The sequence below is a fragment of the Chryseobacterium subflavum genome (assembly GCF_055762745.1).
The window spans coordinates 254,600-275,295 of record NZ_JBVTMR010000001.1; the positions used below are offsets into that span (position 1 = coordinate 254,600).

Consider the following 20,696-nt stretch of genomic DNA (forward strand, 5'->3'; position numbering starts at 1 on the left):
GACTAACAAATTTAATTAAATAAATGTAAATAGAAAATATATAATAAAAAAATCCCGAAAAAACTTTCGGGATCTTATACGTAGTATTTATTTTAAAAGATTATTTCGCAAATCTTATTGCCATTTTTCTGTCTTTGGCTCTTTCAGCGTCAGAAGCTTTTGCGTCTACCGTTGCAAATTTACTTCCATAACCTTCTGCACCTAATACCTGACCACCTAGATTTTGTTTGCCTAACCATTCTTTGATAAAGTTAGCTCTTGCAGTAGAAAGTTTTACATTAGAAGCTTCATTACCTGTTTTGTCAGTATATCCTCCTATTTTAATTTTAGCATCAGGATAAGCTTTTAAAATAGCTGCAAGGTTTTCCAATTGTCCCTGAGAACCTGCTTCCAGTTCTGTAGCGCTTCCTAATTTAAAATTCACATGATCGAAATCGTACCAAGTGTCTTTTAATGCATTATCATCTGCTGCATTTTTGTAGCCGTCAGATTTTAAGAATGCAATCATTCTGTCTTCCATTCCTCCTTTGTACCCTTTAAGCGCTGTACCGTTCAAGTCGATATTTTCGTCAACTTTCGTGGTTGTAGCTGCAGGCGCTGCTGCTGTATCAGATGGAGATACTGCCGTAGCCGTATCAGAGTGTGCTCCTGTAGAATCTGCGCCCATTGTAGTGGTAGTCGTTTCTTTTTTCTCACACTGCTTCCATAAGAAGTATCCTGCAGCAATCAATAGCAGAAGAGGTAATAACCATTTCCAGATAGAACCACCTCCGTCATTTCTGTCCGGGTTGGTACCTGTTGGAGTTGTACTTCTTGTTACTTCAATTTTTGGTTCCTCCTGTACCGGCGTTTTTATGGCGTCGTTATCATTATCAAATTTATATCCTTTAGCCCAGTCACCAATATTTAATGATGCTAAAGAAAGTCCGGCAGGCAGTAAAGTAGAAACAATTCCTTTTTGATCATTCAGTAGCCCTGAAATTCCTGATGCATCCAGATTATTGTCTGCAGCATACTTTCCTATAGTACCTACTGTAGCTCCTGTTACCATATTCAGCAAAGAGCTGGAAGAATTATTACTAATTCCGGCAAAGCTGGCGATGGAATTTACCAAGCCACTCAGTTTATCTCCAAAAATGGACGTCAATAAACCTGAAATCATAGAATTATTAGAAGAGCCTCCTAATAAATTACTTAAAATTCCATTAGATGAAGCACTAGTGATTGCATCTAAAACTCCAGGATTATTAGCATTATTAGCTAATCCGCCAACAACGGCAGGCAATAAACCTCCAATTGCTTTTGAAATACCAGACTCACTTTCTCCAAGCTGTGAAGCCGCCTGAGAAACTAAAGCGGGACCCAATTGTCCTTTAATTAAATCAATAACGTTTAAAGACATAATAAATATTTTTTAGATTAATGTTGACATAAAATTAAACAAAAATCTGTCCAAATGTCATATTTTTTAAATATTTATTTGATTTTCAACGTTTTTTTTGCAAATGATTAAAATTATTAATATGCTTTAGCGAACAGTACGCGTCTCTTAGAAGGCTTTCCGGAGATTAATGAAACACCTTCTTCAATATCATCATCCAAAGGGATACATCTGATGGTCGCTTTCGTTTCTTCCTTGATTTGTTCTTCTTCTTCAGCGGTACCATCCCAATGTGCATAGATGAATCCTCCTTTTTCTTCCAGAACTTTTTTAAATTCTTCGTAAGAATCCACTTTAGTCATATTTTCTTCTCTGAAATTAAGAGCTTTGGTGTAAAGATCTTTCTGGATGGTTTTTAATAATTGATCGATATGGGAATCCAATCCTTCAATAGAAACCGTTTCTTTGGTCAGGTTATCCCTTCTTGCAATTTCAACCGATTTATTTTCCAGATCTTTTGGTCCGATTGCAATTCTCACAGGAACACCTTTTAATTCATATTCAGCAAATTTCCAGCCTGGCTTGTTTTGGGTGTCATTATCAAATTTCACCGAAATACCTTTAGCTCTAAGCTTTGTCTGAATGTCTAAAGCAACCTCACTGATTTGGCTCAGTTGTTCTTCTCCTTTGAAGATCGGAACAATAACCACTTGTATTGGAGCTAAAGTTGGAGGCAATACCAATCCGAAATCGTCAGAGTGTGTCATGATCAACGCTCCCATTAATCGGGTAGAAGTTCCCCATGATGTAGCCCATGCGTGTTCTATTTTTCCTTCTTTGTTGGTGAATTTCACATCAAAAGCTTTTGCGAAATTCTGGCCCAAAAAGTGAGAAGTACCAGCCTGAAGAGCTTTTCCATCCTGCATCAATGCCTCAATACAATAGGTTTCATCCGCTCCCGCAAACCTTTCGGAAGGGGTCTTTAATCCCTGGACTACAGGCATTGCCATAAAGTTCTCTGCAAAATCTGCATACACTTTATTCATCTTTTCTGCTTCTTCTATGGCCTCATCTTTGGTTGCATGAGCCGTGTGACCTTCCTGCCATAAGAATTCAGAGGTTCTCAGGAATAGACGGGTTCTCATTTCCCAACGAACAACATTCGCCCACTGATTGATCAATATCGGTAGATCTCTGTATGATTGGATCCAGCTTTTATAAGTATTCCAGATAATAGCTTCCGAGGTAGGACGAACGATAAGTTCCTCCTCCAGCTTGGCATCAGGGTCTACTATCAGCTTGTGAGGATTATCCGGATCGGTTTTTAATCTGTAATGGGTAACAACGGCGCATTCTTTTGCAAAACCTTCTGCATTTTTCTCCTCAGCTTCGAACAGACTTTTGGGTACAAAAAGCGGGAAATAAGCATTAACGTGACCTGTTTCTTTGAATTTTCTATCCATTTCATCACGCATTTTTTCCCAGATCGCATATCCGTATGGTTTTATAACCATACTTCCACGTACTCCGGAGTTTTCTGCCAGATCTGCTTTTACAACTAACTCGTTATACCACTTGCTGTAATCTTCGCTCCTTGAGGTTAATTTTGCCATTGTTTTTTTAAATTTTTTTTAACTTTTTAACATTATTGTTATCTAAAAATAAAAATCTATTTTTGATAGATTTTTTTACCGATGTTTGGTACATTTTTGGTACACATTGCAAATATAATTTAAATTAAAAATCTTTACGTTATCATGAAAAAAAATATACATAAAAATTTATTTGGTATGCTAAAATCCAAAGGTATTTTAGCCATATCAAGTGGATTGTTATTAATGTCTTGTGGTGCACAGATGGGAGGGTACAGCGAGACAGACGGGGTCTATTATGATCCCAATAAAGATACGTTGCCAGAAGGAGTGATCATTAATGGCGGAAACAGGGTTGGAGAATACTATGATTACTATCAGGATGCAAACAATACCAATCTTATTCAGAATGCGGAAACCAACTCCAAAGATCAGGATAACAAATACAGCACATGGGGAGGCGATTCATGGAATAATACCGCAACAGATTCTGATTGGGGCGCTTTTGCCGGATCTCAGACCAACTATTACGACAACTCATGGGGTTCACCATGGGGCTGGGGTGGATGGTATGGAGGCTATAGCCCATATTGGGGCTGGAACAGAGGCTGGGGCTTCGGAATGTCCTTCGGCTGGGGCTGGGGCGGCTCATGGGGCTGGGGTGGTTACCCTTACTGGGGCTGGAACTATGGAGGATTTTATGATCCTTTCTGGGGCTGGGGCGGCGGCTACTATGGAAACCCATATTGGGGCTGGGGTGGCGGTTACTGGGGTAATGGATATTACAACAGACCGGCTTACAGGAGAAGTGGTGCTGACGGAAGACTTGGATATGGTTTAAGCGGATATAACGGAAGTAACGGATCAGTATACAGAAACAACATTAATAACTCTGCATTCAGAAACAATTCTGCAGGTTCAGGATTCAGAAACAATACGAATGGTTCAGGGTTCAGAAATAACAATGGTGGTTTCAGAAACGGAACAATGACTAATGGTAACAATTCCGGATTCAGAGGCAACAATAACAGTGGTTTCAGAAATAATAATTCAGGATATCGTAATCCTAATATGAATACTCAGCCAAGACCTAATTACGACAGCCAGCCAAGATACAGAAATGATAGTGGTTTCAGATCAAATGACAACGGTGGCTTCAGATCCGGAGGATTCAACTCTGGTGGCGGAGGTGGTTTCCGTGGCGGTTCCGGTGGAGGCGGCGGTGGATTTAGATCCGGCGGCGGAGGCGGCTTCAGATCAGGAGGCAGATAATTTTTAAACATAATAACTAACTATTCAAATAATAATGTTAAAAAAATCTTTAGTAGTACTAGGTATTTCTGCTGCTTACTTTGTGCAGGCACAGGATATTTCTACAATCAGGAATTCGATTGATGTTTATTCTAACACTCCGATAATAGGTTCTTCAAAATTTAATGCGATGGCCGGCTCTAACGGGGCACTTGGAGGTGATGCTACTTCATTGATGACAAACCCTGCGGGATTAGGTGTTGCTATTGCGGGAGATGTATCGGCAACGTTGTTTTTAAGCAATACTAAAAATACCAGCTCTCTGGCTGGATCTTCAACAGATTATAAATTAAATAAATTTACGCTTGGAAATGTTGGTGGTGTTGCAACGATCCAGCTGATGACAGAATCACCATGGAAGTTCATTAATATCGGTGCCAATCTATCAACGCAGTCTCTTGAGAATTATGTTGAGAGCCCGGGGAATTCCAATGTAGTGATCTCCAAAAACCTGTTAGATTCTAATGGAAATCCTGTGGTAGGTAACCTGTCTTACCTTGGGCATGCTTATAACAGATATGGTAATCAGACCAAATTTAACCTGGGTGTAGGTGCGAACTATAACAATTCACTTTATCTGGGAGCAAGCATTAATATGCATTACGCTGAAATCGATCAGTATGACAGTGCTTTATTCGGGCTTAATCTGGATGGATCGGTGAATACTTTTGATAAGCAGTATACCCCGTTTTCGGAAAAATCAAATGGTTTTTCAGCAACAGTAGGGGTTATCGGAAAATTAAGCAATCAGTTCAGATTGGGAGCATCTATTGAAACACCGACCTGGTGGAATATCGACAGGGTCTTCCGCGAATATTATGACGGAAGTAACGGGATCAATTATGACAACTATGTGGAAGACAGAAATTTCAGGTCCCCAATGAAGGCTACTGTAAGTGGTGCGTTTGTTCCCAATAAGAATTTTGCCATTAACGTAGACTATACTTTAGGACTTACCAAACCTAAATATGAAGTACAAGGTGCTGCGGAAAGAGAATTGAATTCTTTCTTCAGTGACAATTATAAAAACCTATCGGAAGTAAGGGTAGGTGCGGAATACAGAATTAAGGCATTTAGAATAAGAGGTGGATATTCCTATACATCAAGTCCTTTTGATGCTTTTACGATCAGTTCTTATTCCAATGCAGGAGTTGCAGGGGATAACAGCTATAGTAATTTGATTTTGGGAGAAAGAAATACGATAGGAGCAGGTATCGGATATGATTTTGGAAACTTCTATGTGGATGCAGCGTATCAGAATGTCAGCTCAAAATATAATAACCCATTCCTGAGAGGGAGTGCTGACCTGGGAACAGGATATTATTCAGGTGATTTTGATGTAAATACACCAACATCCGTTGTTTCCAGTGTGAAAAGCAACAGAGATAACTTCTTTCTTACAGTCGGCTGGAAATTCTAATTTCCGGATTGTGTAGCAAGTGATTAAATTGAGGCTCCGAATTTTTAATTCGGAGCTTTTAATTTATATGCATTGAAGTAAGATCTGATTAATCAGGATTCTGGATCAGATTGGGCTGGATCTGAATCTGTTGTTCAGGAATATATTCAATAATTCTGTTGCTGGTATAAGGAACCGTATAAAAGGGATTATTTCCGTTTAAATGGGTTCCCGGATAATTACGGTCGAGACTTAATTTATTTCTGAAGACATCATATTTTCTATGTGCTTCAAAAGCCATTTCAAGTCTTCTCTCCTGAAGAACCAAGTCTAAAATAGTTTGTCCTGATGGAACTGAAGGATATGCTGGAATTCCCGCTCTTGTTCTGATCGTGTTTACGTCAGCCAGTGCTGAAGCTGAATTTCCCTTTTTAGCATAGCCTTCGGCCCGGTTCAGATACATTTCAGCCAATCTCAGAATAACCGGTGACCATAATTGAGGAACTCCTTCCTGTAATGAACATTTTAAAACATAGAATTTCGGATACCCGTTTCTTTTGTCCATATCATTGTCCAGATTTACATAAACTTTTACGTTATTAGAATTAATAAAGTAATAATTCGTTTTGGTAGGCAAAATTTCTGAATGCACCTGATAGTTAACATTATTCATCGTGAAATAGGTATTCCCTCCCTGCTGGAATGTTTTCTGAAAAGTGTAATTATAAGTTATTCCTCCGGAAGCATTTGTACCTTGTTGTACCCAATAAGCAACAGGAACAGATGGGCTTGTGTATTTCGGAGAAATGAACTTCAATCGTGCATCCTGTGGATTTTGATTGATCAGATCCAGATAAGAAGAAGACGCGTACATCTCACCCCAGCCTACATTTTGAATATTGGCATACATGGATCCTATAGTGTACCAGCCATCACTGTAATCACCATCTTTATTGTATTTGAATGCAAAAATGGTCTCTTTGTTGGTTTCAGGAGTTTTCGTGGCATAAGAAGGAAGTTCGGAATTAGACAATAGCATATACTTTCCGGAATTAATCACCTTATCAGCATATTCAATAGCTTTATCATTATTTTCCATATACAGATACACTCTGGATAGCAATGCTTGAGCAGCTTCTTTAGATGCGTAGGTGTTGTTTTTATCGAGAGTCATCAATTGTTCCGCTTTTCTCAGATCATTGACTACCTGATCGTAAATTTGACCTACCGTGGCCCTGCCCGGTAATTCGTTTACATCATCCGATGTTTTTAATGGTACTCCCAGATTGCCGGTTCCCTGATTGTAAGGCTTTCCAAATACATTTACCAAAGAAAAATAAACGTAGGCCCTTAGAAAATAATTTTCCCCGATCAGCTGATCGGTATTGGTATCTTTTCCTTCGGCAAATTTGGAAATAACTTTATTGCATCCAATGATAGCCTTATATCCTGCATTCCATATCGTATTGGAGCGGCCATTATTTTTAATACTTCTGTAGTTATAATAATAAAAGAACTGGTCGGTGGTCGTACCGCTGATATCAATATTATCGCCGCCATATTCACCCACTCTGTAAAGATTGTTGAAAAATCCTCCTCCTGTTGCATCTCCTTTCAAAAGAGCATAGTTTCCGAGAGTAATGGTCTGTAGCCCTGTTGGATCTGTTAATATGGTATCAGACTCTTTTGAATCATATGGAGACCTGTCTATATTACAGGCTACCGATGTTAGTGCGATAAGTGCTAAAAATATCTTTTTCATGTTTTGTAAGTTTTAAAAGGTGAAGGTGAAACCAAGAGAAAATCTTCTTGGGATAGGATAAATTGCGCCTGCTGTTCCGGAATAGGTAGTTTGGTTATCTGCAGGTCCGGCTTCCGGATCTACTCCGGAAAATTTAGTAATGGTAAAGAGATTTTCCCCCATGATATAAATACTTGCCGAAGAGACTTTAAGTTTTTCCGCTAAAGAATCTGGAAAATTGTATCCTAACCTCAGGGATCTTAATTTCATATAGCTTGCATCTTCAAGATATCTTGAAGAAGGCTTGTTGGTAAGTGTATTATTGTTGAAAATTGCTACAGGATGTGTGGCTATATCTCCAGGTTTTTCCCATCTGTTCCAGCTATCCTTCAGGACCATTTGGTTGTAGTAAGGATAAGCGCCATCAGAATCAAACAGTTCCCGGTAGGAGTTGTAAATCTGTCCTCCCTGCGAAAAATAAATATTGGCATTAAGGTAAAACCTTTTTACGGTAAGATTGGTACTGAAAGATCCATAATAATCGGGTGTAGCAGCGCCTACAATCTGCAATGTGGCCTGATTGTAATTAGATGTAACACTTTTGGTTCCATCAGCGTTAATCACTTCCCATTGCCCTGCGCCATTATCAGGATTTACCCCCATCCATTTTCGCATATAGAATGAAGTAACATCGTTTCCGGCAATAGCGACCTGATTATTGGATAGAAGCTGGATGCTGTTGTTTCTTGTTGAAAGAACCCTGTTGTTGTAGGTACTGATATTGAAACCAATATCCCAGTTCACATTTTCAGATTTAATGACAGCATAATTAACATTGAATTCCCATCCTTTATTTCTTACGTCTCCTACATTCAGGTATTGTCTGTCGACTCCTGTTAATGACGGAAGTGTAACAAGCATCAGAAGATCTTTGGTTTTATTATTAAAATAATCCACGTTCAGGGTCAGACGGTTATCGAATGCACGGATATCCGTACCAATATTGTTCTGATAAATCGACTCCCAGGTTAGATTAGGATTGCCTAGCTGGTACCATGTTGCTCCTATCTGAGCATTGTACATCTGAGTAAGCGCATACAGGTCCTGCCATCCGTAATTAGGACTTGGGGTATTTCCTACAAGTCCCCTGCTGGCTCTTAATTTCCATTCGTTGATTTGTTTTACTCCGAAAAATTTTTCTTTGTGAATATTCCATCCTAAACTGTATGAATAAAATAATCCATTTCTCTGGCTGGCACCAAATGCAGAAGAAGATTCGCTTCTTAAAGAACCCTGAATGAAATATTTTTTATCGTATACATATTCTGCGTTGAAAAGAAATGCATTGTATGCCCTGTCATATTTTGTGCCTGAGGGCTTTCTTCCTGTCGTTGCTCCGTTGTCGAAGACGTCTGTTCCCGGAACAATTCCGTATACACCGGCTCTGGAAACCTTATATATTCTGTCGTTATACTCATAGGCTGCTAAAGCATTTACGTTATGAACTCCAAAATCTTTGTCGAATCTCAACATCTGGTTAAAGAATTTGCTTACATCTTTGGAATAGGATTCTGTTAATTCACCTTTGTTACTATCCCCCGCAATGGATCTCGGATCGGTATAATACATATCGTCATAATTTCTGTAGGTGACATTATTGGTAGTAACAAACTTTAAATAATCTGTAAATTTAATTTCAGCATCAAAATTCCCGATCAGATCCAGCTGATTGCTTTTACCATAGTTCCATTGCAAATCGTAAAGGTAATTGGAGTAATCTCTTCCATACCATGTTCCACTATATGAATTAGGGTTTATGAGACTTCCATCCGGGGCTTTTGGATTATCCCAAGGCATATTGAGGTACATCTGATACAGAGAACCCTGACGGTCTTTTCCGCTGGTATATGATAGACTCACTTTGGGTTTTAATATCAGCCAGGGCTTTACGGTATGTTCATGATTGATCCTGAATGACAATCTGTTATAGTCGTATCCTCTTACAGTTCCGGTTTCGTCATAATAGTTTCCGGAAATGTACGTCCTTGAATTTTGAGAGCCTCCTCTGAAATCAATGGTGTAGTTTTGAACTACTCCCGTCTGTGTGCCGTTTTTCAGCCAGTTATATCCAGGGTTTCTGAGTTCGGAAGGGATTGAAGGGGCATTTTTTAATGAAGTGAAATAATCATATAATTGGGTACCATCCATCAGTTTGAAGCGCCCGTTATTGAATGTATTAAACGAATTGTTTACAGAAACATTCATCGTGCTTTTTCCTGCTGTACCGGATTTTGTGAAGACCTGTACAATTCCGTTTGCTCCCCTGGAACCATACAAAGCTGTTGATGTCGCATCTTTCAAAATGTTGATGCTTTCGATTTGATTGGGATCCAGATTGGGAGTTCCGTTCATCATTACACCGTCTACGACCCATAATGCCTGGCTTGGACCGTTGATGGTAGCGGTACCCCTGATTTTTACGGTTGCTGAAGATCCCGGACCGCCTCCTCCCTGCATAATTTGTGCTCCTGCGGCTTTTCCTTGTAAGAGACTTGATACATCAGAGGTATTGGCATCTTTTAGTTTTTTGTCAGAAATAATTGAGACAGCTGCTGTAAGACTCGATCTTTTTTGAGTTTTGTATCCTACAATTACAACATCTTCAATGCTTTTTTCCCTCAGGGTGTCTTTTTTTTTATTCGTTTGGGCGGATAAAATACCGCATAATAAAAAACAGGACACAGCTGTTGTCAAACGTTTAGTTCGTTTATTCATACGTAAGTGATTTAGTGGCGGGGCTAAAGTACAAAAAAAATTACATCAATATTAATTTGATGTAAAAATTATGAATAATTAAAAGAATTAGCTAATTGTTTGATTGTGCGATGTATTATGCACTTTAATTGTTTGTTTTCCGTAATTTTCTCTATAAAAGGAATTATCTTGCTAATTATAAGTTTCCTCTAGTCAGGGTTTTATGAATTAAATTGTAGTAATTTTTAAATACAACTAAGGCCGGATTACATAGGGCTGTTCCTAATGGCCGGAAATCACCGAATGTGAATGAAACAGGTGCATGATCAGGGCAAGTGATATACCAAGGATTACTAAACCTATTTTCGTCCAGTCAATATTATGGTTTTTATTACTTTCAAAAATAATTACTGATGAGATATGCAGGAAAATTCCTCCGACAATTGCCAGAAAATAAGGCTGTAACTCCGGATTGAAATAATTTCCCAATAACATTCCCATAGGAGAGGCGAGCGCAAATAATGCAATGATCATATAGGTAGGATACGGTGATCTTTTCTCTCCCTCCTTTCTGTTGAATAAAAAGGCTCCCAAAATAAATGAAATAGGAATGTTATGAAAAACGATACCAAGTAGATAGGGTGATAATACTTCTTTTTCATTTCCTAAAGGAATACCTTCTATAAATGCATGGACAAACAATCCGGCCATTAAAGCAACGGGAAGTATATTATGATCATTATGATGATGGAAGTGGCCATGCTCAAACCCTTTGGTTAAAGCTTCCAGAATCATTTGTAATAAGACACCCAGAATTACAAAAATACCTATAATATTACTTTTTTCTGAAGTGTAAACCTGTGGAAAAACCTCGTTCAAACAGATGGTAATAAGAAACCCTGCGCTCAGAATCAAAAGATTTTTAGCCAGTTTTTCTTTTTTACCAAAATGCTTTCCAAGAAATACTCCTGCGATTACACTTAAAATCAGTAAAAGGACTATGATCATGATTTTTTCTTAAATAAATTGATACAGCGTGGTGACGTTTCTTTATTAAAGCCATTCAATTGATAATCACCCCAGATTTTCAATCGTTCAAAGCCACATTCTGAAGCGTAGGAATTGATTTCTTCCAGTGTATGTAGCTTTACCTTCTCAAAAAAATGATAAGGCTTTCCTTTAGATTCAAACCGGATGTCTTTGATAATATGTCTTCCTTCAATTTTTTTGCAGATTTTAAAATCGATATCACCGCGGTTGATGACTGATTCCGGAACAATTTTACTTCTTACGTACTCTTCGTTCAGATAATCAAGAACAAAATAGCCTCCAGGCTTTAAAACAGAATACACGGATTGGAAAACTTTTTTATCATCACTTTCCTGGTCAAAATATCCGAAACTCGTAAAAAGATTAAAAACGGCATCCACAGGATCTGCATCGATAGGGTTTCGCATGTCATGAACATCGAAAATAAGGGTTTGGTTTTCAAACTGCTTATCAAACTCAATACTTTGTCTTGATAAATCAAGCCCTAAGACATCATATCCCAATTTATTAAGGAATACGGAATGTCTTCCTTTTCCGCAGGCAAGGTCAATAATTTTAGAAGAAGGCGGCAGCTGAAGACTTTGAGTAAGCTTTGTAATAAAGTTTTCAGCTTCCGTATAGTCCCTGTTGCTATAAAGTAAATGATAATAAGGGGTATCAAACCAAGATTCAAACCATTCCATAATGCAAAAATAACTAAATTTGTGCGGTAAAAGGAAAAGTATTTTAAGATTGAAAGATTGAAAAATTCAATTAATCAAAATATTGGAAGGCTAATCTTTTAATTTTTAAATTATTAAATCTTTTAATAACTATTTATGGACATAGAAAATATAAAAATTCAGATAAAAACTTTCTTCGGATTGGAGCAGATCTTAGCTGAAGAGATTAAAAAATTAGGAGGACGAAATGTTGAAGTTAAAAACCGCGCGGTAAACTGTGAAGGAGATTTAGGTTTTCTTTATAAAATCAATTACTCGACAAGAACGGCATTGAAGATCCTGGTACCGGTTTTTGAATTCAAGGCTTTTAATCAGCATCAGTTTTATGACAAGCTTTTTAAGCTGGAATGGGAGCAGTTTATGGATGTGGATCAATCATTTGCAATTGATGCTACCGTAAATTCAGAGACCTTTAAGCATTCACAATTTGTTACATTAAAAATGAAGGATGCTATTGTGGATTACTTTCAGGAAAAATTCAAAAAGCGCCCTAATGTGGAGCCTAAAAGTCCTGATATCAAGTTTCATTTGCATATCGACAGGGAGTTAGTAACAATTTCTCTTGATTCTTCAGGTGATCCTTTATTCAAAAGAGGATACAGAAAAGAACAAGGTGAGGCACCTATTAATGAGGTATTGGCAAGTGGAATGCTTCAGCTTGCCGGATGGGACGGAAAAGGAAATTTTCTGGATCCGATGTGTGGCTCAGGAACTCTTTTGATTGAAGCAGCAATGATTGCTATGGATCTTCCTGCACAGATTTTCAGGAAAAGATTTGCGTTCCAAAACTGGAATAATTATGATAATGATCTTTTTACCAAGATCAAGGAATTCAGAATCAATAGAGTGAAAGAATTTCAGGGTAAAATTGTAGGATACGATATAGACGGAAGAATGCTTAACGCTGCCCGTACCAATATCGAGTCGGCTGAAATGGAAGATGTAATTGAAGTTAAGAGGCAAAACTTTTTTGAGTCTAAAAAAGAACTTTTCCCTTTATTAATGGTTTTCAATCCACCATATGATGAAAGAATCTCTATTAATGATGATGAGTTTTACAAGAAAATCGGAGATACTTTTAAAACCCATTACCCGAATACTTTAGCCTGGCTGATTTCTTCAGACCTTGAAGCGGTAAAGAAAATAGGACTTCGTCCTTCGAGAAAGATTAAGCTCTTCAACGGAAAACTGGAGACAAGATTTTTACAATACGAAATGTACGAGGGGACTAAAAAGGTACATAAACTGGAAAATCAATAAAATGAGATAAAGTCTTCCTTATTGGAAGGCTTTTTATTTATTTCGTAAAATAATCTTCTTCGATAAGATTCCCGTTTTCATAAACATTCATTTTTATGATCTTATTTTTTTCTTTTACAAATTCAAACACAAGATCCTTTTCTTTTGTGAAGAATCTGTTTTCTGTTTCCGGATAAAGTAAAAGTGTTTTACCTCCAACAGTCAGATTCAGAATGGAATTTTTGGGTTCAACGCTAATAATTCCGTTTTTCCTGCTATTGTAATTACCTTGATAGATTTTCATAATTTGATCCTTTAAAGGTATTTCCTTTCTTTCATTTTGGTATGGTGCCGGGCCGTGGTCATAACTTAAAACCCTGGACATTTTCCATTTTCCGTTCTCTAAAATCCAAAGATCAGTGAACTTGGCCAAACCATCCCTGAATTCTTTTTTACCCGTTTCATTGATGTAGAAATAATGATCACCGGAAATAATTAAACCGTACAGCTTATCGTCTTTTTTCATTGGGAAAACCCTGACAGTATTATCAATTGCTTCTCTCCTTAAATGGAAATCCTTATTTCCGCAAAGGTTTTTCTGGAATGTAATTTTTAATGCTTCGTCCCCTTTTGTTATTCCTCCCTTATCGTGATAGAATTCAACATCAGCAGGAATAAAACGCATCATTTCACTCACATTGCATTTGTTGTAGGCTACCCAGAACATGCTATCACTTTTTACTCCTTCCTTCATTAAAGTTTCAGTATTTTGACCGGGAATTGTCGTCAAGGTAAATATTAAAATAAATAATGTTAGGATATATTTTCTCATTACAGTAGGCTTCTATATTGTAAGACAAATATGATAAATTTTCCTCTTATATTATCAACTTTAAAACGTTTTAATGTAGTTTGATTTTATATTGATAGCTGTTTTATATTTTCATTGATAAAATAATAGGTGATTTTGATAATTTATTATTAATTAATTGTTAAGGTTTATTTTAGATTCGTAATAAACAGTTAAATACTTTTATTATGAAAAAAATTAGCTTACTATCCCTACTTATTCTGTTGATAGGTGTTTTCAGCGTTATATCATGTAATTCCGATCCTTTGGATGATTCAGTAACGCCACAGGATAATTCCTTATCAGCAAAGAGTAGTTTAACCTCTAAAGTGGCTGCTTTTGGTAAGAATCCACTTTCTGTAATGTATGTTGAGGTCAACAACAATGATATCAGGGAAGTTGGTAAATATAAACTGGCAGACGGAAGACAACTTTTTGATGTGGCAATTATTTTTGCCGCCAACATCAATTATAATACGACAACCCAAAAGGCTTATTTGTATTTTAATCCTCAGGTAACCAACGTGCTCAGCAATAAAAATACCTATATAAAACCTTTGCAGGATAAGGGTATTAAAGTAATGTTATCCATTCTGGGAAATCATCAGGGAGCAGGATTTGCTAACTTTCCCAGCCAGGCTGCTGCACAGGCTTTTGCCCAGGAATTGGCTGATGCTGTAAATACGTACGGATTAGACGGAATTGATTTTGATGATGAATATGCAAATTATGGTGCCAATGGAACAGGGCAGGCTAATCAGTCTTCATTTGTATACCTTGTAACGGCGCTTAGAGACTTACTTCCTGATAAAATTATTTCTTTTTACAATATCGGACCTTCTGCAAGCAACCTTTCCTATAATGGGGTCACTGTTGGGTCAAAGGTAGATTATGCATGGAACCCTTATTACAGTACATACTCAGCACCTAATATCCCAGGCCTTGATAGCGCTCATAAAGGGGCTGCGGCTGTCAATGTAAACTCTTCAACTTCCAGCTATACAAGTACTTCTACGGTTTCAAATTTTGCACAGAGAACCAAAGATGACGGATATGGCGTATTTTTATATTATGACCTTGGAGCTACCAATATCGCCTCTTATTTTACCAATGCTACAAGTATATTGTATGGGCAAAATACAGTGTATGGAGACGGGACAACAACACCTACGACAGGAATTACTTCGGGGGCCACTTATCAATTGGTTTCTGCGACCAATGGAACAAGCATGCTGGATGTTTTGAATGCAGGTACTACAGATGGAACAAAAGTTCAGCTATGGGCATCCAATGGCAATACGGCACAAAAATGGAAAATTACTGACGTGGGAGGAGGATATTATAAGCTCCAACCTTTGAATGCACCCACAAAATCTTTAGATGTATCCAATTCCGGGACAACAAACGGAACCCAGGTGCAAATCTATACTGATAATGGAACCAACGCACAGAAATGGAAAATAACATCCGTAGGAAATGACTATTACACTTTGTCACCAGCTCACGCATCAGGCTTTAATCTGGATGTGAATAATGGTTCTTCAGCTAACGGAACAAAAATTCAGATCTGGACGGCAAATACAGGGAATGCACAAAAATGGAAGTTGGTAAAATTATAATCCGGTAATTTACATGTAAAAAAGGACAGATTCCAACCTGGAGTCTGTCCTTTTTATTTTTATCTGATCATGGATGGAGCATAGCCATATTGCTTTTTGAATGCATAGGAGAAATGGGATAAATCCTCAAAGCCTACTTCCATAAATATATCTGATGGTTTCTTATGTTTTTCAGCAAGGTGGTAATGAGCTAATTCAAGTCTTTTACGGGTAAGCCACCGCTGAGGTGTGGTTTGAAATGTTTTTCGGAAATCCCGGTTGAAAGTGGACAAACTTCTTCCTGTAAGGTAACCAAATCGTTCCAAAGGCATGTTGAACATATAATTTTTCTCCATAAAATCAACGAGATTGATTTTTCCGGGTTCCTCAAAATCAGCTAAAACAGTGTCAATTTCCGGATTAATTTCCCGTAGAATACTGATTGATTCCATGATTTTCAGTGATGCGATATGTTCCGGGAAAGTTTGGGTCATCTCAAAATAGGGTATTAATGAGGCAAGGCAACTTTGTAATAAAGGATGATTGCTGAACCTGAAGATTTCAGGTTCTTTCCGGATTACAGAATCCTGGATATCCATATTTGAATAAAACTGCTTTAAACGGTCTGTCGTCAGATGCATTACTACTGCTTTATGGGGGCGGCCGTCTTTAGGATAATTAATAATTGTTGCCAATTGGTTCCTCGGAATAAGAAAAATGTCTCCCGATGTAAAATGATAAGAGCGATCGGCCTGGATGATCTTCGTTTCCCCGGAAATAAACCACACCAGCATATGATATTCAAAAACAGTTTCAGTTTTAAATAATTTATCTTCATAGGAAGAAAGCTTAATATCCGGTGTGATGTATTTGATGTGAAAATCCATTGCTTCTAGTTTTCAATAACAAAATTATTCATTTTCAAGGTATATTTATCCTATATTGAATGGAATTCCAATCATTTCTTCGCTAAGTTTCCAGAGATGTTCAGCATTTTGTTTATCCAGAGAATAAGATTGTACTCCTCGTATAGTGGCAGGGTCATCAAACCGGTGCTCAATTTGTCCGTGATCTATCTCTGCAATATCGCAGTTTTCACAATACACTCCTCCGATGTCATGGAGAAGAGGGCTTGTGGCGCACCATACTGTTGTTGCTGCTCCCTGGGGAATGGTTTTTAATCTGGCTTCCACTTCAGGTTTTATGTTTCCATCCTCGTCATGGGTACCTATTTGCTTGAACAGGTCTATGGGTTCTTCTCTTCCTAAATCAGTTCCGTATACAGAACCCGGATGGACGGAATAAGCCCTTACATTAAATGCCTTTCCTCTTGCGTCAAGCTCTACAGCGAAAAGATTGCATGCTGTTTTTGACTGGCCATATCCGAGTAGGGTTTGATATTCCCGATGCTCAAAATTAGGATCTTCAAAATTAAATGGTGCCATCTGGTGTCCATAAGATGAAACACTGATTACTCTGGCTCCGTTAGCTTTTTTTAGGGCAGGCCATAATCTGGCGGTAAGGTGGAATTGTCCCAGGTAATTGGTGGCGAGCTGTGATTCGATTCCGCGGCTATCTCTACGGAGCGGAACCCACATAATTCCGGCATTATTGATCAGGAGATCCAATTTTTTTCCTGAAGCAATAAATTTTTCTGCAAAAGCATCAATGGATTGAGGATCCATAAGGTCCAGTAATTCAAATTCAATGTTTTGAACTCCTGACAAGTTTTTCCTTGCTTTTTCAATATCCCTGGCAGGAACGATGACTTGCGCACCTGCCGAAACCAGAGTTTTCGTAGTCTCAAGGCCGATTCCTGCATATCCACCGGTAATAATAACCGTTTTTCCAGTAAGATCAATTCCTTTAATAACATCCCAGCTTGTTGATTGTGCATTGAAACCGGAATGGATCGGACTTTGTACATTTTTGTCTTGTATCATGTTTTTATTTTTATTGATATGACAAAGGTATAGCGTACAGGAATCTGGTAATTTGTTTAAAATGTCAATTTACTTTGTTTAAAATTTCATGCACACTCATCGAAAAATTGCTGTAATGACCTCTTCTTTTGTAATAAAGATCTGTTCTACCATATTGGTGTTAATTTAGGTGAATACCTGTTAAACTGTTTGCTAATTCTTTTATGAATGGTTAATTTTGACAAATTTTCAATTTGAAACCTACTATTTCCATCGTTATCGCTATTTTCAACCGGAAAGATGAGCTTTTCGAGCTGCTGAACTCTCTGACTCAACAAACAGACAGGGAGTTTGAAATTATTATTGTGGATGATGGTTCTATGATTGATCTTAAACCCACGATTAAAAATTTTGATGACATCCTTTCGATCAGGTATTTCAGGAAAGATAATTCAGGACCTGGTTTGTCAAGAAATTACGGAGCTCAGCGAGCTGAAAATGATTGGCTTGTTTTTGTGGATAGTGATGTGATTGTGGAGAATGATTATATAGAAAATATTAAGAAAGATATTCTGGAAATTCCCTGTGATGCATTTGGAGGTGCAGATAAGGCTCATAAAGGATTTAATCTGATGCAAAAGGCGATTTCCTATTCTATGACTTCCGTGTTTACTACCGGAGGGATTCGTGGCAGTAAGAAATCCGTTTCTAAATTTCAGCCTCGTAGTTTTAATATGGGAGTGAAAAAAGAGGTTTTCGATAAAGTTGGAGGATTTTCTGAAATGAGAATCGGGGAGGATCCGGATCTGTCTATGACATTGTGGGAAAACGGCTTTACTACGGCTTTCTTCGATAATATTGCAGTGTATCATAAGCGCAGGGTAGATTTTGGGAAATTTTCCAAACAGGTATTTCAGTTTGGCTGTGCAAGGCCTATTCTGAATCAGCGGCATCCGAATTATGTGAAGATTTCCTTCGCTTTTCCCAGCCTTTTCTTATTAGGATATATTCTTGGTTTTATAGAGTACTTTGTAATGGGAAGAGGGATTATTCTTGCTTTTTATGGATTATATACTTTTCTGGTTTTCTTTCACGCTTTATGGGTTACCAAGAATATTAGCATTGCCGGTATGGCTGTGATTTCTACGTATGTTCAGATGTTTTCTTATGGATACGGATTTCTGAAATCATGGATTTTACTCAATGTGTTCAGGATGAAGCCCGAAGATGCGTTTCCAAAACATTATCATAAAAAATAAATGCTGTTGAAATTCAACAGCATCTATTACAATGATTGATTAGTATATGGATGTGTTTTCATGGTGGAGAACGCCTGTTTTTACCATGCATTCTTTCATTTTTTGATAGGTTCTTTCAATGTCGTGATCAAGACCTATTGAGAATCTGATCAATCCGTCAGATATTCCCATTGCAATTCTTTCCTCTTCAGGGATTTCAGATGATGTTGAGCTGCCTGAGCAAGAGAATAATGTTTTATAAAAGCCGAGACTTACAGCAAGATATCCTAAATTTTCCTGTTGCATCAGTTCCATCAGCTCATTGGCTTTTTCTGTTGTACCTGCATCTAAAGTCATCAAGCCTCCGAATCCGTACTCTTCATGCATCATACTTTTCATGAGTTCATAATTTTTATGAGAGGGCAATCCAGGATAGGAAACTTTTAATCCATCCTGTTCGAATTTTTCAGCAAGATATTGTGCGTTATAGCTATGCTGCTTCATCCGGATGTGAAGTGTTCTCAGATTTTTTAGGATACTGGCCGAACGGAAACTGTCCATTGTTGGTCCCAATAGCATACAAGCTCCGTTATTTACGTTTTTGGTATCGTTGATAAACTCCTGTGATCCGCAATAAACGCCTCCCACAGTATCACTGCTTCCGTTGATGAATTTTGTTAAACTATGAATTACAATATCAGCTCCCAATAAAGTCGGAGAAATTGAAAGAGGGGAGAATGTATTGTCAACGATCAGCTTAAGATTGTGTTTTTTACATATTTGAGAAAGTTTTCTAAGATCTGCAACTTCCAGGAGCGGGTTGCTTACACTTTCACAATAAATAACTTTGGTGTTGGGCTGTATCGACTTTTCGATCCATTCAATATTATTGATATCCAGAAAAGTGGTTTCGATATTAAAAGGAGGAAGGAAGTTTTTCAGAAATGCATAGGTTCCTCCATAAATTGTTCTGCTTGAAATAATATGGTCGCCACTTTTACAAACCTGTAAAAGTACAGATGTAATTGCTCCCATTCCTGATGCGGTAACATTGGCGGCTTCCGTGTTTTCCAATTTGGCTAAAGCCTGAGCCAGATAAAGGTTCATTGGAGATGAATGTCTGGAGTATAGATAGCAACCTTCTGCATTTCCTTCGAATGTATCGAACATTGTTTTAGCTGAAAGAAAAGTGTAGGTTGAACTGTCAGAAATTGAAGGATTTACTCCGCCAAATTCTCCAAAGTATTGTAAGTCCTGTATTTCGTTTGCTGCGTTGAAATCTTCCATTGTTTTTGTTTTTAAATTTGAGTTATTTTAAGTTTTATTACAATGGTTTTGATAAATATTAGAGGATAAATCTATAAAATTGGATTATTGTAGAAAATATGTTTATTATATTTGTGTGAAATAACTTTTTTCCAAAAAAAAATCTATGGTCTTTGATGAAACAGATAAGAAACTGCTGTTGTTTTTGCAGGAAGATTCGAAACAAACCACTAAAGAGCTGTCTTATAAGCTTGGTTTATCGGTTACAGCGATATATGAACGAGTACGCAAGCTTGAAAATACAGGGGTCATTTCAAAATATGTAGCGATATTGGATAAGCATAAGATCCAGAAGGATTTTATGGTTTTATGCCACGTTAAACTTACCCAGCATAAAAAGGAATATGTTCTCCAGTTTGAGAAGGAAGTGATGAATCTGCATGAGGTTACAGAATGTTTTCATGTAAGCGGCGATTATGACTATATTCTTAAAATCTGCGTACAGGACATAGCTGATTACAGAAATTTCATGTTAACAAAACTGACAACTTTACAACACATCGCAAGCACTCACAGTTCTTTTATGATCTCTGAGGTGAAGAATACTACGTCTATTATTCTTTAAAAAGATTT

At 37.6% G+C, this 20,696-nt stretch carries 16 protein-coding genes; 6 read left to right on the forward strand and 10 right to left on the reverse strand.

Annotated elements, in window-relative coordinates; genetic code table 11:
* Positions 1 to 100: 100 nt before the first annotated feature.
* Positions 101 to 1,402, reverse strand: a complete 1,302-nt coding sequence (locus AC0INN_RS01205) for an OmpA family protein (protein WP_273647334.1) — start codon at positions 1,400 to 1,402, stop codon at positions 101 to 103.
* Positions 1,403 to 1,518: 116 nt separating this feature from the next.
* The gene (proS, locus tag AC0INN_RS01210) at positions 1,519 to 2,994 is read right to left on the reverse strand and encodes a proline--tRNA ligase (RefSeq protein WP_273647335.1); all 1,476 of its coding nucleotides are present in this window, start codon (positions 2,992 to 2,994) and stop codon (positions 1,519 to 1,521) included.
* A 177-nt stretch (positions 2,995 to 3,171) separates the two neighbouring features.
* On the opposite strand from proS, the gene AC0INN_RS01215 reads away from it, so the two are divergent.
* The gene (locus AC0INN_RS01215) at positions 3,172 to 4,245 is read left to right on the forward strand and encodes a prolyl-tRNA synthetase (RefSeq protein WP_273647336.1); all 1,074 of its coding nucleotides are present in this window, start codon (positions 3,172 to 3,174) and stop codon (positions 4,243 to 4,245) included.
* A gap of 34 nt (positions 4,246 to 4,279) precedes the next feature.
* Positions 4,280 to 5,704, forward strand: a complete 1,425-nt coding sequence (locus AC0INN_RS01220) for an OmpP1/FadL family transporter (RefSeq protein WP_273647337.1) — start codon at positions 4,280 to 4,282, stop codon at positions 5,702 to 5,704.
* A gap of 88 nt (positions 5,705 to 5,792) precedes the next feature.
* On the opposite strand, the gene AC0INN_RS01225 is transcribed toward AC0INN_RS01220, so the two are convergent.
* The 4 genes from AC0INN_RS01225 to AC0INN_RS01240 all read right to left on the reverse strand — a co-directional run bounded on the left by AC0INN_RS01225 (position 5,793) and on the right by AC0INN_RS01240 (position 11,911).
* The gene (locus AC0INN_RS01225; RefSeq protein ID WP_306611292.1) at positions 5,793 to 7,445 is read right to left on the reverse strand and encodes a RagB/SusD family nutrient uptake outer membrane protein; all 1,653 of its coding nucleotides are present in this window, start codon (positions 7,443 to 7,445) and stop codon (positions 5,793 to 5,795) included.
* Between the two features lie 12 nt (positions 7,446 to 7,457).
* A complete protein-coding gene (locus AC0INN_RS01230) occupies positions 7,458 to 10,199 on the reverse strand; it encodes a SusC/RagA family TonB-linked outer membrane protein (protein ID WP_306611294.1) in 2,742 nt (913 codons plus the stop codon).
* A gap of 261 nt (positions 10,200 to 10,460) precedes the next feature.
* Positions 10,461 to 11,186, reverse strand: coding sequence for a ZIP family metal transporter (locus AC0INN_RS01235; protein ID WP_407933711.1), 726 nt, complete (start codon positions 11,184 to 11,186; stop codon positions 10,461 to 10,463).
* On the reverse strand, positions 11,183 to 11,911 hold the full coding sequence (locus tag AC0INN_RS01240; RefSeq protein ID WP_306611296.1) for a class I SAM-dependent methyltransferase: 729 nt from the start codon (positions 11,909 to 11,911) through the stop codon (positions 11,183 to 11,185). Before AC0INN_RS01240 ends, AC0INN_RS01235 begins: the two co-directional genes overlap by 4 nt.
* A gap of 135 nt (positions 11,912 to 12,046) precedes the next feature.
* Here AC0INN_RS01240 and AC0INN_RS01245 point away from each other — a divergent pair, with 135 nt between their 5' ends.
* Positions 12,047 to 13,210 (forward strand): THUMP domain-containing class I SAM-dependent RNA methyltransferase, encoded by a 1,164-nt coding sequence (locus AC0INN_RS01245; RefSeq protein ID WP_306611299.1) that lies wholly within the window; start codon positions 12,047 to 12,049, stop codon positions 13,208 to 13,210.
* A 37-nt stretch (positions 13,211 to 13,247) separates the two neighbouring features.
* Here AC0INN_RS01245 and AC0INN_RS01250 read toward each other — a convergent pair whose 3' ends face one another.
* Positions 13,248 to 13,979 (reverse strand): nuclear transport factor 2 family protein, encoded by a 732-nt coding sequence (locus AC0INN_RS01250; protein WP_306611301.1) that lies wholly within the window; start codon positions 13,977 to 13,979, stop codon positions 13,248 to 13,250.
* A 248-nt stretch (positions 13,980 to 14,227) separates the two neighbouring features.
* On the opposite strand from AC0INN_RS01250, the gene AC0INN_RS01255 reads away from it, so the two are divergent.
* The gene (locus AC0INN_RS01255) at positions 14,228 to 15,658 is read left to right on the forward strand and encodes an endo-beta-N-acetylglucosaminidase H (protein WP_306611303.1); all 1,431 of its coding nucleotides are present in this window, start codon (positions 14,228 to 14,230) and stop codon (positions 15,656 to 15,658) included.
* Positions 15,659 to 15,717: 59 nt separating this feature from the next.
* Here the strand turns inward: AC0INN_RS01255 and AC0INN_RS01260 are convergent, their stop codons facing one another.
* Both AC0INN_RS01260 and AC0INN_RS01265 read right to left on the reverse strand, forming a co-directional pair.
* On the reverse strand, positions 15,718 to 16,524 hold the full coding sequence (locus AC0INN_RS01260; RefSeq protein WP_306611305.1) for a helix-turn-helix domain-containing protein: 807 nt from the start codon (positions 16,522 to 16,524) through the stop codon (positions 15,718 to 15,720).
* 45 nt (positions 16,525 to 16,569) lie between these two features.
* Complete coding sequence (locus tag AC0INN_RS01265) at positions 16,570 to 17,580, reverse strand: SDR family NAD(P)-dependent oxidoreductase (RefSeq protein ID WP_273647341.1); 1,011 nt, start codon at positions 17,578 to 17,580, stop codon at positions 16,570 to 16,572.
* A gap of 233 nt (positions 17,581 to 17,813) precedes the next feature.
* Here AC0INN_RS01265 and AC0INN_RS01270 point away from each other — a divergent pair, with 233 nt between their 5' ends.
* Positions 17,814 to 18,818 (forward strand): glycosyltransferase family 2 protein, encoded by a 1,005-nt coding sequence (locus AC0INN_RS01270; protein ID WP_172277163.1) that lies wholly within the window; start codon positions 17,814 to 17,816, stop codon positions 18,816 to 18,818.
* 39 nt (positions 18,819 to 18,857) lie between these two features.
* Here the strand turns inward: AC0INN_RS01270 and AC0INN_RS01275 are convergent, their stop codons facing one another.
* Positions 18,858 to 20,084 (reverse strand): aminotransferase class I/II-fold pyridoxal phosphate-dependent enzyme, encoded by a 1,227-nt coding sequence (locus AC0INN_RS01275; RefSeq protein WP_306611308.1) that lies wholly within the window; start codon positions 20,082 to 20,084, stop codon positions 18,858 to 18,860.
* A 145-nt stretch (positions 20,085 to 20,229) separates the two neighbouring features.
* On the opposite strand from AC0INN_RS01275, the gene AC0INN_RS01280 reads away from it, so the two are divergent.
* Complete coding sequence (locus AC0INN_RS01280; RefSeq protein ID WP_273647343.1) at positions 20,230 to 20,688, forward strand: Lrp/AsnC family transcriptional regulator; 459 nt, start codon at positions 20,230 to 20,232, stop codon at positions 20,686 to 20,688.
* Positions 20,689 to 20,696 lie beyond the last annotated feature (8 nt).